9 protein-coding genes, 1 tRNA gene and 1 pseudogene are annotated in these 14183 nt (G+C 53.0%); 2 read left to right on the top strand and 9 right to left on the bottom strand.

Annotated features, from left to right (window positions below; translation table 11 throughout):
- Positions 1-13 precede the first annotated feature (13 nt).
- Positions 14-1093 (bottom strand): peptide chain release factor 1, encoded by a 1080-nt coding sequence (prfA, locus tag AURMO_RS02230; RefSeq protein ID WP_110232953.1) that lies wholly within the window; start codon positions 1091-1093, stop codon positions 14-16.
- A gap of 3 nt (positions 1094-1096) precedes the next feature.
- On the bottom strand, positions 1097-2869 hold the full coding sequence (gene rho / locus AURMO_RS02225) for a transcription termination factor Rho (RefSeq protein ID WP_110232952.1): 1773 nt from the start codon (positions 2867-2869) through the stop codon (positions 1097-1099).
- Between the two features lie 262 nt (positions 2870-3131).
- Between rho and AURMO_RS02220 the strand changes: the two genes are divergently transcribed.
- A complete protein-coding gene (locus tag AURMO_RS02220) occupies positions 3132-4004 on the top strand; it encodes a glycosyltransferase family 2 protein (RefSeq protein WP_110232951.1) in 873 nt (290 codons plus the stop codon).
- A gap of 6 nt (positions 4005-4010) precedes the next feature.
- On the opposite strand, the gene thrB is transcribed toward AURMO_RS02220, so the two are convergent.
- The 5 genes from thrB to argS all read right to left on the bottom strand — a co-directional run bounded on the left by thrB (position 4011) and on the right by argS (position 10564).
- On the bottom strand, positions 4011-4946 hold the full coding sequence (gene thrB, locus AURMO_RS02215) for a homoserine kinase (protein WP_110234841.1): 936 nt from the start codon (positions 4944-4946) through the stop codon (positions 4011-4013).
- Between the two features lie 14 nt (positions 4947-4960).
- A complete protein-coding gene (gene thrC, locus AURMO_RS02210) occupies positions 4961-6046 on the bottom strand; it encodes a threonine synthase (protein WP_110232950.1) in 1086 nt (361 codons plus the stop codon).
- Position 6047: 1 nt separating this feature from the next.
- Positions 6048-7376 carry a homoserine dehydrogenase gene (locus tag AURMO_RS02205; RefSeq protein WP_110232949.1) on the bottom strand — a complete coding sequence of 443 codons (1329 nt, stop codon included), beginning with the start codon at positions 7374-7376 and terminating at the stop codon, positions 6048-6050.
- Positions 7376-8803 (bottom strand): diaminopimelate decarboxylase, encoded by a 1428-nt coding sequence (gene lysA / locus AURMO_RS02200; protein WP_110232948.1) that lies wholly within the window; start codon positions 8801-8803, stop codon positions 7376-7378. Before lysA ends, AURMO_RS02205 begins: the two co-directional genes overlap by 1 nt.
- Positions 8804-8938: 135 nt before the next feature.
- Positions 8939-10564 carry an arginine--tRNA ligase gene (gene argS, locus AURMO_RS02195; protein ID WP_239406871.1) on the bottom strand — a complete coding sequence of 542 codons (1626 nt, stop codon included), beginning with the start codon at positions 10562-10564 and terminating at the stop codon, positions 8939-8941.
- Positions 10565-10662: 98 nt separating this feature from the next.
- Between argS and AURMO_RS02190 the strand changes: the two genes are divergently transcribed.
- Positions 10663-10735 (top strand) — tRNA-Arg (locus AURMO_RS02190).
- A 435-nt stretch (positions 10736-11170) separates the two neighbouring features.
- Here AURMO_RS02190 and AURMO_RS02185 read toward each other — a convergent pair.
- Positions 11171-12349 (bottom strand): annotated as a pseudogene (locus AURMO_RS02185) (IS481 family transposase).
- Between the two features lie 484 nt (positions 12350-12833).
- Positions 12834-14174, bottom strand: coding sequence for a glycosyltransferase (locus AURMO_RS02180; RefSeq protein ID WP_162532646.1), 1341 nt, complete (start codon positions 14172-14174; stop codon positions 12834-12836).
- Positions 14175-14183 lie beyond the last annotated feature (9 nt).

Raw genomic sequence — 14183 nt, 5'->3', positions numbered from 1 at the left:
GTCTAGTTCTGAACTAGTTTTGGTCGCCCAAAGCTGCCAAACGTGATTCTTCGTCAGCACTAATGCAGGACTGAACCACTGGCTCGAGAGCGCCATCCATCACGCGGTCTAAGTCATAAGACTTGTAACCCGTGCGGTGGTCAGCAATGCGGTTCTCAGGGAAGTTGTAAGTACGAATACGCTCTGAACGGTCCACGGTGCGGATCTGTTCTTTACGTGCCGCACTGGCTTCCGCCATTGCTTCTTCCTGCTGGCGAGCAAGGATGCGCGCGCGGAGCACGCGCATACCGGCTTCACGGTTCTGAAGCTGGCTCTTCTCGTTCTGCATCGAAACCACAATTCCCGTGGGAAGGTGGGTAATACGTACGGCAGAGTCAGTAGTGTTCACAGACTGTCCACCAGGACCACTCGAGCGATAGACATCGATCTTGAGGTCGTTCTGATTAATCTGTACTTCTTCAGGCTCATCCACTTCCGGGAAAACGAGGACACCGGCAGCAGAGGTGTGAATACGGCCCTGAGACTCGGTTGCGGGAACGCGCTGAACGCGGTGCACACCACCTTCATATTTCAGGTGAGCCCAGACACCCTGTGCTGGGTCGTTCGAGTTGCCCTTGATGGCAACTTGAACGTCCTTGTAGCCACCAAGGTCGGACTCGGTCTTATCCAGAACTTCTGTCTTCCAGCCCTTGGACTCGGCGTAGTGGAGATACATACGCAGAAGGTCAGCTACGAAGAGCTGGCTTTCAGCGCCACCTTCACCACCCTTGATTTCCATGATCACGTCACGGCCATCATCGGGGTCACGAGGAATGAGTAAACGGCGCAGCTTCTCCTGAGCTCCTGGAATTGCTTCCTCGAGTGCGGGAATCTCAGCAGCGAATGCTTCGTCTTCCTTAGCAAGTTCCTTAGCTGCAGCCAAGTCCTCTTCCAGAGCGTTCAACTGCTCATATGCAGTCTTGATCTGGCTGAGTTCGGCATAACGGCGGTTGAGCTTCTTCGAGCGTGCAGCGTCAGCGTGCACGGCCGGGTCGGAGAGCTGAACCTGCAGCTCTTCGTACTCGGCGAGAAGGCCTTGTACAGAAGAAAGCACGGGTTAGTCCTCCTTGGAAGCGTTGGACTTCTGCATCAACATGAGGAACTCAACGTTGGTTGCAGTCTCCTTGAGCTTGCCCACAACACTTTCCAGCGCCTGCTGCTGGTCAAGACCAGCAAGAGCGCGGCGAAGCTTCCAAGTGACCTTGACTTCGTCAGGCCCCATCAACATTTCTTCGCGGCGAGTACCCGACGCGTTGACGTCAACAGCAGGGAAGATGCGCTTGTCTGCGAGTGAACGCGACAGGCGAAGCTCCATGTTTCCGGTCCCCTTGAACTCTTCGAAGATGACTTCATCCATCTTCGAACCGGTCTCAACCAGTGCCGAAGCGATGATGGTCAGTGAGCCACCGTTCTCAATGTTGCGAGCGGCACCAAAGAACTTCTTGGGTGGGTAAAGCGCAGCTGCATCAACACCACCGGAGAGAATACGACCGGAAGCAGGCGCTGCCAGGTTGTATGCGCGTCCGAGGCGAGTGATGGAGTCGAGGAGAACAACAACATCCTGGCCGAGCTCGACGAGGCGCTTTGCGCGCTCGATAGCGAGCTCTGCCACCATGGTGTGATCTTCTGCAGGGCGGTCAAATGTGGAAGCAATAACTTCACCCTTGACGGTGCGCTCCATGTCGGTCACTTCTTCGGGACGCTCGTCGACGAGAACAACCATGAGGTGAACCTCAGGGTTGTTCTGGGCAATGGCGTTCGCAATCTGCTGCATGACGATGGTCTTGCCAGCCTTGGGCGGTGCAACAATCAGACCACGCTGACCCTTACCAATGGGCGAAACCAGGTCAATGATGCGACCAGTGATCTTGGAGGACTCGGTCTCTAGACGCAGACGCTCCTGTGGGTAGAGAGGAGTCAAGGACTGGAAGTCGACGCGGGTTGCTGCTTCTTCAATGGTCTGACCATTGATGGAGTCAATCTTGACCAGTGCGTTGTACTTCTGACGGCCGAAGCCCTCACCATCGCGTGGCTGCTTGATAGAACCAATGACAGCGTCACCCTTGCGCAGGTTGTACTTCTTAACTTGGCCGAGCGAGACATAGACGTCGTTGTTTCCGGGAAGGTAGCCGGAAGTGCGCACGAAGGCGTAGTTGTCGAGAACGTCCAAGATACCTGCGATAGGAATCAGGACGTCGTCTTCAAGAATTTCTGGTTCAACTTCGTCACCCATCCGGCCACCGCGACGGCGGTCACGCTGACGGTTGTTGCGGTTGTTGCGGTCATTACGGTCGAAGCGCTCTTCGCCTTCGGACTCGGGGCCGTTGTTACGGCTTCCATTGTCGCCTTCGGTGCGATCGTTACGGTCGCGACGGTTGCGGTTGCGGTTGCGGTTACGGCTGGGGCGATCACCTTCGGCGTTGTCGCCCTCAGCTGCACCCTCAGAAGAGTTGTTGTTCTCTGCGTCGCCGTTACTTTCAGCGGCTTCGGCGTTGCGACCGCGGCCACGTCCACGACGTGGACCTGCTTCGCCAGCTTCTGCTGGTGCAGCAGATTCGGTTGCGGGAGCTTCAGCAGTAGCGTCGACAGTCTTCTTGGCTGGGCGTCCACGTCCACGACGTGGTGCTTCCTCAGCGCTGGCCTGGAGAGCAGGTGCCAGCGCAGGAACGCCAGCGTCACTTGAGTTCACGTGGTTTGAAGCACTTACTGAGACTGCACCGGACACTGCGTCAGCAGATGCCACGGGAGCGGTCACGGTTGCGCGACGAGAAGTGCGCTTGCGGGGTGCTGCTTCTGCAGCGGGGGTTTCATTGATCGAGTTCTCAGACATGAGTTCTCCTTATAGATATTTAGTGCACTAGAGCTTTTCCAAGCCGCTGCATTCGAAAATGTGGGCTGTGTGGAGGTAGTGCGAAATGAGGTGTTACAGAAGTTCGATATCGAACTGGTGAATGCTCCGGGAGGCTTTCGCGAGATTTCGCGACTTCAACCGGTGCACTTACATAGTAGCAGTTTGCTGTACTTAAACCTGGGAACCCTCCGGTTCAAGCCAGTGATGGACTGTGCTTGTAGTCTGGGGAAGGAAAATTCTCATGACTCAAAAGACAACTGCCCCCAGCGATGTAGCCATCATTACCGTGAGCTACAACTCCAGCGCGCAGTTTGCTGACTTCCTCACCAGTGCAGTGAAGTCAGTCGCCTCCCCCAGCCAGATCACAGTAGTGGACAACAACTCTGCAGACGTTGAAGTTACTGAGAAGCTCACCAAGAAGCTTGGTGTCAACCTACTCAAGCTTGACGCAAACGTCGGTTACGGTTCAGCGGTGAACAAAGCAGTTCCTGGCCTCCATAAGGAACTCACGACTCTGTTGGTGTGCAATCCAGATAGTGAACTGAACCCGGAGACGGTTGCGTCACTCAGAAATGCAGTTCAGGACTCAAAGGTTGGCGTGGCTGGACCTCGAATTTACAACGAAGACGGCTCTGTTTACCCCTCAGCACGTTCTATCCCTTCCATTCGTAACGGAGTGGGGCACGCATTTTTTGCCAATATTTGGCTCACTAACCCGTGGACCAAGAACTATCTTTCGGAAGCACATCTTCAGAACAAGACAGTTTCTACCGGCTGGGTTTCAGGCGCCTGCCTTGCCGTCCGCAGGGACTTGTTCACACAAGTAGGAGGCTTCGATGACCACTACTTCATGTATTTCGAAGACGTGGATCTGGGATACCGACTAGGCAAGCTCGGTTACACCAACCTCTATGTTCCTGAAGTTTCGATTACCCATATCGGTGGCGAATCCACCAAGGCCATCAAGAAGACCATGCTTCGTATTCACCATGAAAGCGCCATGCGCTTTATCCATGTGAAATACAAGGGCATCCTCTGGGCGCCAGTGCGCGGAGTAATCCGCTTAGGTCTGGCCCTGCGCTTCTGGCTTCAGGCCAGAAAAGCAACTACGTAGCAGTGGTTATTCAGCAGGTGCGTAGGAAGCGCCTGCGAAGTCCACAGCAAGCATGAGAGCTCGCCACGGGCTCTCTTCGTGCTGAGCAACAAGCTTTGCTGCTTCGACGCGCTGTGCAGGATCTGAGCACAGCACCAATATGGATGGACCAGCACCAGAAACAACAGCTGCGAAGCCGTGCTCACGAAGAAGCTTGATCAAGGTACTGGTCTGAGGCATTGCCTCAGCACGATAATCCTGGTGGAGCTTGTCTTCTGTTGATTCAAACAACAGCTCGGGGCTCTGCGTGAGCGCAGCGACAAGCAGAGAAGAGCGTGACACGTTGAAGATCGCGTCTTCGTGAGGAACACTCTCTGGCTGCAAAGCACGAGCCTGCTTTGTCGACATGGTGAAGGAGGGCACCAACACAAGAGGTGAAACACCTCGGTGAACGAGCAAACGCTTGCAGCGGGGACCATCTTCAGTGGTCCACGCAATTGTCAGGCCACCGAAAAGCGCAGGCGCGACATTGTCGGGGTGGCCTTCAAGATCAGTAGCAAGACGCAGCAGGGTATCTGCGTCGAAGTCAAAGATTCCCTCGAGCAAACCTTGAGCCGCAACCAAACCAGAAACAATCGCCGCACTAGAGGAACCCATGCCGCGGCTGTGAGGAATCTGGTTGTGTGCACGAAGGTTCAGTCCAGGCATTGCCACGCCCGCATGCGCGAAAGCGTGAGCAATGGACTGAACAACCAAGTTGGAAGAGTCGGTGGATACCGGAGCAGCACTATCTGCTGCACCTTCACCGATGACATCGACAGTTGCACCTGGTTCAGATCGAGTGGAAACCTCGAGCTCGTCGTAGAAACCTAAAGCAAGTCCAAGGGTGTCAAAGCCGGGGCCCAAGTTTGCCGAAGTAGCCGGTACGCGAACGGTAACCGCTCTGCCTACCGGCACCTGCATGGACCCTGAAGACATTAGTGAGAAGCGCCCTTGACCAAGCCAAGTACGCCAGCAACCTCTTCGGTGCTGACTGGAACAACAGTAGGAGCTACTTCGGTGCCGTCAGCCTTCTTGAGAGCCCAGAGGGGGTCCTTGAGGCCGTGACCGGTCACGGTCAACACAACGGTGGAACCTGCTGGAATGTGGCCGTTCTCAGCACGCTCCAGAAGACCAGCAACAGAGATTGCAGAAGCTGGCTCTACGAAGATGCCGACCTCAGCAGAAAGGATCCGCTGTGCAGCAAGGATGCCTGCGTCATCAATGGCACCAAAGTAGCCATTGCTGGTGTCGCGTGCACCGAGTGCAAACTCCCAAGAAGCAGGGTTACCAATACGGATAGCACTTGCAATAGTTTCGGGGTTCTTGACGGGGTGGCCGAGCACGATAGGTGCTGAACCAGCTGCCTGGAAACCGAACATACGAGGAAGCTTGGTTGCAGCACCACGTTCGAGTTCTTCACTGTACCCACGGAAGTATGCGGTGTAGTTACCCGCGTTACCTACGGGAACAAAGTGGAAGTCAGGAGCGTCCTGGAGAACTTCAACTACTTCATATGCAGCAGTCTTCTGGCCTTCGATGCGGTCTGGGTTCACCGAGTTCACGAGGTGAACAGGGTAGTTAGCTGCGAGGTCACGCGCGATGTCGAGGCAGTCATCGAAGTTTCCTTCGATCTGAATAATTTCAGCGTTGTGAGCAACAGCCTGGCTGAGCTTTCCCATGGAGATCTTGCCCTCAGGAATAAGTACAGCGGCAGAAATACCTGCGTGAGTTGCATAGGCCGCAGCAGAAGCACTGGTGTTACCGGTGGAAGCACAGATAACTGCCTTGGCACCGTGCTCCACAGCCTTCGAGATGGCCATGGTCATACCGCGGTCCTTGAATGAACCCGTAGGGTTCATTCCTTCGTACTTCACGAAGACACGTGCACCAGTGCGTGCCGAGAGAGCCTTAGCTTCAATCAGTGGCGTGCCACCTTCACCCAAGGTGATGATGGGGGTTGCATCAGAAATGTTCAGACGGTCTGCATACTCGGGCAGAACGCCACGCCACTGGTGTGCCAATTTAGGCTCCTTCAACTCGTAGAACCGAAACCACTGAGCTCACGGCATCCAGCTGCGCGAGAGCGGAAACGGTGGCCGCCAGATCAGACTCAAGAGCTGCGTGCGTGCCAATAACTAGCGTAGCCGTCGGAGCAGCCTCTCCAGACACCGCCTCACTACCAAATGTGCCTTGCTCAACCAATTCGACCGAAACACCGTGCTTGGCAAACTCTTCAGCAACCGAGGCCAGAACACCAGGACGGTCAAAGACCAGCAGGGTCACGTGGTAGCGGGTTGTGATCGCGCTAATGGGCAACACAGGCAGGTTCGCGTGAGTAGAAGCACCCAAACCAGGACCGCCGATTACGTGACGTCGTGCAGCAGAGACGAGATCACCCAGAACTGCAGAAGCAGTCTCGGGGCCCCCAGCACCTGCGCCATAGAACATCAGCGAGCCAGCTGCTTCTGCCTCAACGAAGACTGCGTTGTTGGCCTTGTGAACCGCGGCAAGTGGGTGCTCACGGGAAATCAATGCAGGGTAAACACGCGCAGAGACGCCTTCTTCACCAGTGGCTGGGTCGGTCAAGCGCTCGCAAACTGCGAGGAGCTTGACCACGTAACCAGCCTTCTTTGCTAGTTCAACGGTCTTACCCGAGATCGCGCGGATACCTTCACGGTGAACACTTTCCAAAGGAATCGTGGTGTGGAAGGCGAGGCTGGCCAGAATGGAAGCTTTTTGAGCTGCATCAAAAGCATCAACGTCTGCGGTGGGATCTGCTTCGGCATATCCCAGCTCAGTGGCCACGGCAAGCGCGTCATCGAATGACGCGCCTTCGGTGTCCATCTTGTCCAAGATGTAGTTGGTGGTTCCGTTCACAATGCCCATGATGCGCTTGACGCGGTCACCGGCAAGGCTTTCACGCAGTGGGCGAATGATCGGGATTGCACCCGCAACAGCAGCTTCGAAGTAGAGCTGAGCGCCTACGCGCTCGGCTGCCTCGAATAATTCTGTTCCGTGAGTAGCAAGAAGTGCCTTGTTTGCGGTGACAACATCAGCACCCGAGTTAATGGCCTGCAGAATGTAGCTCCGAGCTGGCTCCAGACCACCCATGACCTCGATGACAATGTCGGCTCCCAGAATCAAAGATTCTGCGTCAGTTGTGAAGAGCTCCTTGGGCAGATCTGCAGAACGCGCTGCGTCCAAGTTGCGCACGGCAATGCCGGTGAGCTCCAAGCTAGCCCCCACGCGAGAAGCAAACTCTTCTTTGTGTTCCAGAAGCAATCGCGCTACCTGCGCTCCGACGGTTCCACCACCCAGCAAAGCTACGCGGACGTTACGGTACTCAATCATTACTGTGCCTTTCGGATAACGCCCATGTCGCGCGCTAAGAGGTCTTCTTCGGTTTCGCCGCGCACAATCACGCGTGCGGCGCCGTCTTTCACGGCCACGACCGGAGGTCGTGTTAAGTAGTTGTAATTACTGGCAAGCGACCAGCAGTATGCGCCGGTAGCAGGAATGGCGAGTAGGTCACCTGGGTGGACATCCCCCGGAAGGTAATCCGCATAGACAAGAATGTCTCCGGATTCACAGTGCTTACCTGCAATACGCACCAGCGCGGGCTCAGAATCAGAAACTCGGTTTGCTATGCGAACTGAATAATCAGCCCCATAAAGCGCAGGGCGTGCGTTGTCGCTCATGCCGCCGTCAACGCTGACGTACTTGCGTACTGCAGATTCGCCAGTGGGGACACCGTTTACATCAACGACTTCAACGGTGACATCTTTGGTGGTTCCCACTTCATAGAGAGTGAAGGTGGACGTGCCAATCACCGCACGACCAGGTTCAACACAGATAACTGGAATTTCAATACCAAGACGAGCGCACTCTGCAGCAACGACAGAAGCAATCTCCTGAGCGATTTCTTCAATAGGAGTCGGCTCATCTGCAGGTGTGTAGGCAATTCCGAAGCCTCCACCGAGGTTCAGCTCGGGAACTGGACCACCCCTAAGGAGTTCTGCGTGCAGAGTCAGCAATCGTGCAGCCGATTCAGCAAAACCATCTGTTCCGAAGATCTGGGAACCGATGTGGCAGTGAAGACCAACAAACTCCAGAGAATCATGTGAGCGAATCTCAGTAACAAGCGCAGGAGCGTCAGAAATGGTGACGCCGAACTTCTGATCTTCATGCGCGGTAGCAAGAAAGCTGTGAGTGTGTGCGTGAACACCACTGTTCACGCGAAGACGAACGCGTTGAGTTTTGCCGGCACGACGAGCAGCATCAGCAACTCGTCCGATCTCAACAAACGAATCGATAACGATGGTGCCGATACCGAGATCAACAGCACGCTCGATTTCAGCCTGCGACTTGTTGTTTCCGTGCAGGCCGATGCGGGCTGGATCGAGTCCGGCGGCGAGCGCCACAGCAAGCTCTCCCCCACTAGCAACGTCAACATTGAGTCCTGCTTCGGAAACCCAACGAACTACTTCAGTACAAAGGAAAGCTTTACCTGCGTAGTAAACCTTTGCTGTGGTCCCGACAGCGCCAAGTGCAGCATCAAAAGCTGATCTGACCTGTTCAGCACGATGACGTGCGTGAGCTTCATCCACAACAAATACTGGGGTGCCGAATTGAGCCGCCAGAGAAGAAACAGGAACTCCAGCAACTTCAAGCTCACCCGAGGGATTACGTAAGGTATTTGATGACCAAATGTCACCAATCAACGCGTTGTCATCCACACTGGCGTCGAGCCAGTGTGGAGCAAGCGGGTTAGCAACCACAGGAATACCTCTTGAGATAAATATCAGAGTAAAAGTGTGGGCGAGCGGACCCGGCTTGGTCCCTGAAGCCTTTCACCAAGCACTATTTGCGGTGAACCTCAATTCTAGGCGAGTGAAAACACCCACGCGAACTGGTTACATGCGCTCCGGAGCGGAAACACCTAACAAGCCAAGACCATTACGAATAACATGACCGGTCGCATCATTGAGCCATAGACGTGTGCGTTGAAGATCTGTTACTTCTTCATCTGCCTGTGGAATAACACGGCACTTGTCATACCAGCGGTGGTAGTAGCCGGCTACTTCTTCGATATAGCGAGCAACGCGGTGGGGCTCTCGAAGCTCCGCTGCCTGCGCCACAATGCGAGGGAACTCTTGCAGGACACCTAGTAGTTGAGACTCTGCCTCGTGGTCCAGCAGCTCGGGCGCAAAACCATCTTCACGGCGCACACCAGAAGCTTTTGCGTTGCGCGCGACAGCACAGGTTCGGGCATGGGCATATTGCACATAAAAGACAGGGTTGTCATTGGTCTTTTTGCCTAGAAGGTCAAGATCAATATCGAGCTGAGAGTCGCTAGAGCTGCGCACAAGGGCATAACGACCGGCATCTACACCGACTGCTTCAACCAGATCTTCGAGAGTGACAATTGTTCCTGCACGCTTACTCATGCGCATGGGCTGTCCGTCACGAACAAGATTGACCATCTGGCCAATCATGATTTCGAGGTTTACACCTGGTTCGTCACCAAACGCAGCACACATCGCCATCATTCGGGCAACATAACCGTGGTGATCTGCACCTAACATGATGATGTTGCGATCAAAGCCACGCTCACGCTTATCTAAGTAATACGCAAGGTCTCCGGCGATATAGGCAGCCTGACCATCGCTCTTGATAATTACGCGGTCTTTGTCGTCTCCGAGATCAGTTGTGCGCAGCCAGGTTGCCCCATCTTGTTCGAAGATGTGGCCTTGCTGGCGAAGACGCTCAACTGCGCGTTCAACTGCTCGAGACTCATGGAGTGAGTCCTCGTGGAAGTAGACATCAAAGTCCACACCGAATTCATGCAGGCTAGCTTTGATTTCACCGAACATGAGTTCCACACCAATAGAGCGGAATACTTCCTGCATTTCATCTCGAGGAAGTACTGAGAGGTCTTGTGCATAGGCAGCTGCAACACGTTCTGCGATGTCATGGATATATGCACCGCCATAGCCATCCTCTGGAGCTGGCTCACCCAAATGAGCGGCAATGAGGCTTCGTGAGAAGCGATCAATCTGTGCACCATGGTCATTGAAGTAGTACTCGCGGGTAACTTCACCACCAGCAGCTTGAAGAATACGCGCTAAAGAGTCACCAACAGCAGCCCAACGGGTACCGCCCATATGGATAGGGCCTGTGGGGTTCGCTGAGACAAACTCAAGATTGAGCTTCACCCCGCGGTAAACGTCTCCATTGCCATATTCAGAAGCAACGTCAACGATGGTTTTGGCAAGAGCACCTGCTGAAGCTGCATCTAGGCGAATGTTGATGAAGCCAGGACCTGCGACTTCAACAGAAGCGATTCCTTGAACTGATTCAAGTTCCAGGGCCAGTTGGGTTGCAAGTTCGCGAGGGTTCAACCCCCATGGCTTTGCCAATTTGAGAGAAATACTGGATGCCCAATCTCCATGGTCGCGATTCTTGGGACGTTCTAGTACTACTTCGTCTGCCACCAGATTGGAAGTCTCGAAGCTTCCACGCTGGGCAACGACGAGAATGCGTTCAAATAGTTCGCGTGCAAGGTCTTGTGGGGTCACAATGGACAATTCTATCGGGGGACTCGTATTCAACCCGACTGATAGCCTTGTTCAATCCCGCCCTCGTAGCTCAGGGGATAGAGCATTGGTTTCCGGTACCAAAGGTCGGAGGTTCGAATCCTCTCGAGGGCACTTGTGTGAAGTCTCGAGACATAGTTGATATATGTCTCGAGACTTCGTTGTTATTGCAACGAGTTGTCGCATCATGCCTGTTGGATTATTTCCTTGATGCCCCGTTGATTTAGAGCACCGCACTAGCGCTGCTTGGCGGGCAAGAAGCCGATGAAGTGAATCTGCCATCTTGTCTTGCACCAGCGCGGATGTAGGTTTCTTAGCTTGAAGTGAACGAATCGATTCGTCTCAAGCAGAACAGATATCAAATTCCTTGATCAATGTTGCAAGACATCGAAATGTGAACCCCCGAGGGGTTCAGCGCGGTCAGGGTTGGAGTATCAACGATGTTGTGGGACAGATATCAACGATGTCGTGAACCTAGACACTCTCGAGGGCACTTGTGTGATGAGTCGGGACCTTGTTGACAGATGAGTCCCGACCTTGTTGACAAAATTATGAAAGTCCAGGCCATCGGCCTGGACTTTTTAGTTGGTCTCGCCAGTAGTTTCTTTCTGGTTCTATGTGATGTTGACTGAGGACTTCTCCACTGTGTTGCAGTGTCACGATGACGGTTGTTTGGTCGATCAACATAAGAACTTCTTCTCCGGCATGTGCCGCGCCGACGCTCATGTGGTGAAGTTTTCCTGCGCGTCTGAGGGTGAGTTTTCCTCCTTTGTCGACTTTGTCATAGCGGGTGCGCCAGTCGTGTGAAACGGATTCTTTGACGGGGTGTGCTTTCACTCCAGCTTGATAAACCTCTTCGGGTGTTCTTTTGCCCAATGCGCGGTGTGGTCTGTGGTGGTTATAGATTTCTTGGAACTCATCGAGTTGTTGTTGGAGTTCTGCGAGAGTGTGTGCTGGTTCTCTGCTGCGCAGTCATTTTTTCAGTGTTTGGTGGAAGCGTTCGATTTTGCCTTGGGTTTGAGGATGGTAGGGCTTGCCGTTCTTTTGAACGATTCCAAGCTCTGCCAAGAAGTATTCAAACGCGTTTTTGCCTTTGGTGAAGCGAGCAGTGTAAACAACCCCGTTGTCGGTGAGTGTGGACTGGGGAGGCCCGTATTTGTTGATGTTTGCCGTGAATGTTTCAACAACTATGGGGCCGGTGATGCGGTCATAGGCCGTGATGGAAAGTAGCTTTCTGGAATGGTCATCGAGCCAGTTAATGATTTCAATATCGCGCCCGTCAGCTAATGACCAGTGGGTGAAATCCGACTGCCAGGTTTCGTTGGGTTGGTCTGCTTCGAAACTGAGGAAAGAAGATTTAGGTCTTTTCTTCGGCTCCGGGGTGATGAGTCCTGCCTGGTGGAGAACACGTCTGATTGTGGATGTGGACGGCGCGGTGAAGCCTTCAGTAGTGAGGAAGGGTTGAATGCTTTCAGGTCCATGATCGAGTCCTTCTGCATCGAGATGGATGCGCAATTGAATAATGCGCAAACGCAGTTCATCGCTGAGGGCATGTGGTGAGGACTTCGGCCTGGACGATTGAGGTTCGACAGCGTCAAGGCCACCTTCTTGATAACGCTTGAGGAGGGTGTAGATATGGGCTCTGGAGAAGCCATGAGTTCTGGCTGCTTCAGTGACTGTTAGGCCTTGGTGGACGATAGAGAGGACGACGACGCGTTGTTTCGACATTGCTCCAGAGTGTCAACAAGGACGCGACTCATCTAGTGTTAATAAGGACGCGACTCATGTGTCAACAAGGTCGTGAACCTAGACACTCTCGAGGGCACTTGTGTGAAGTCTCGAGACATAGTTGATATATGCCTCGAGACTTCGTTGTTATTGCAACGAGTTGTCGCATCATGCCTGTTGGATTATTTCCTTGATGCCCCGTTGATTTAGAGCACCGCACTAGCGCTGCTTGGCGGGCAAGAAGCCGATGAAGTGAATCTGCCATCTTGTCTTGCACCAGCGCGGATGTAGGTTTCTTAGCTTGAAGTGAACGAATCGATTCGTCTCAAGCAGAACAGATATCAAATTCCTTGATCAATGTTGCAAGACATCGAAATGTGAACCCCCGAGGGGTTCAGCGCGGTCAGGGTTGGAGTATCAACGATGTTGTGGGAGAGATATCAACGATGTCGTGAACCTAGACACTCTCGAGGGCACTTGTTGTCTAATCGACGTGAATTAGTTTTTTGAATTTTCTCAGTGTTTTCCCAAAGAGATTTTTCAAGAACAAATCAGTTGAATACTTGAAGCCATTCAACTTGACACTTAGCGAATACATGAAGATCCTCTGCCTCAGTGTTCGTCTCCCAACATGTGCGAGTTTGGTGATGCCTAGAGAGAATCCGCTGTTGTAATCTGCTGCATGTTGGGAGGCAATTACAAATTCAATCAGTGGCTGAAGTACTAAATTCCATTTTAAATTTCTTGAGTAGTGATTCACGTTTACTCGAACTGCCTGTGAAAGCTTCTGGTCGTAGAGCAGTTCTGTGATTGCAGAAGCAAGGTGCTCTACATCACCTGGCGGAACTGTTTTTCCAAGAATGTTTGATTCAATAATCGCTTCAAAAGTGTCTCCACTCGTCGCGACAATCGGCAAGCCTGCCCAGAGATAATCCAAGATACGAGTTCGGAAACTAAATGCGGTTTCCAAATGATCAAGGTGGGTACTTACGCCAAGATCAGCATCTAAGAGAAAATCAGCTCTTTCGTTATAAGGCACCCAACCCTCATTGAAGAAAACATGTTTACCCTCCAGACCAAGTTCTTTCGAGAGCTCTCGTGCTTCAAAAGACATCTTCATTTCGGGGACATGTGGATTGGGATGTTGAGTTCCCATAAATACAAGTTTGATGTCTGGGTGACTTTGGGAGACCTTCGCAATTGCAAGGATTAATGTGAGTGGGTCAAACCAGTTGTAGATTCCCCCACCCCATAGAACGACTTTGTCATCCATTCCAATTCCAGGAATGACCCCACGAATCCCATGCTTGTGTTGCTGAGGTGGTGCTTCTTGAATTCCAAAAGGAACGACATCGATTAAAGTTCTTAGACTTGTGTCGCGGTCGTAGGTGAGTGGGTTTAAGCGACCTACAGAAGCAAGTTGGCCGATCCAGAGATCTCTTTGTTTTTCTGAAGCACAAAGCAAAAAATCTGCTCGTACGAGTTGCTCATTGAAGATGGCAACAATATCCAAGGTTTCAACGAAACGTATTCCTGCTGGAATGTGTTTTTGTTGCTCTAAGGTCTCTAAATGCATCGGGTCATAGACATCGGCAACAATAATTTTGTCCGTCTTAGCGATCCACGGATGTGTTGACAGCAGAGCGCCTTGGAACACAATGATGTCCGACCATCTCACAAGTCCACGAAGGTTGCTGTCCGTTGCATCGACTACGTCAAAACCGTCGTGCACAAAAGTTGTTGGCACGGTTGCGGCAAGAATGACAGTGGAAACTTGAGAAAGAGCTTTTGCCATCTCAAGGGCTCGGATTGCTGGACCTGCCATTGCAGCGCC

The sequence above is a fragment of the Aurantimicrobium photophilum genome (assembly GCF_003194085.1).
GTDB classification, from domain to species: domain Bacteria; phylum Actinomycetota; class Actinomycetes; order Actinomycetales; family Microbacteriaceae; genus Aurantimicrobium; species Aurantimicrobium photophilum.
The sequence above is the reverse complement of the archived record's forward strand: the minus strand, read 5'-3'. Positions and strand labels throughout refer to the sequence as shown.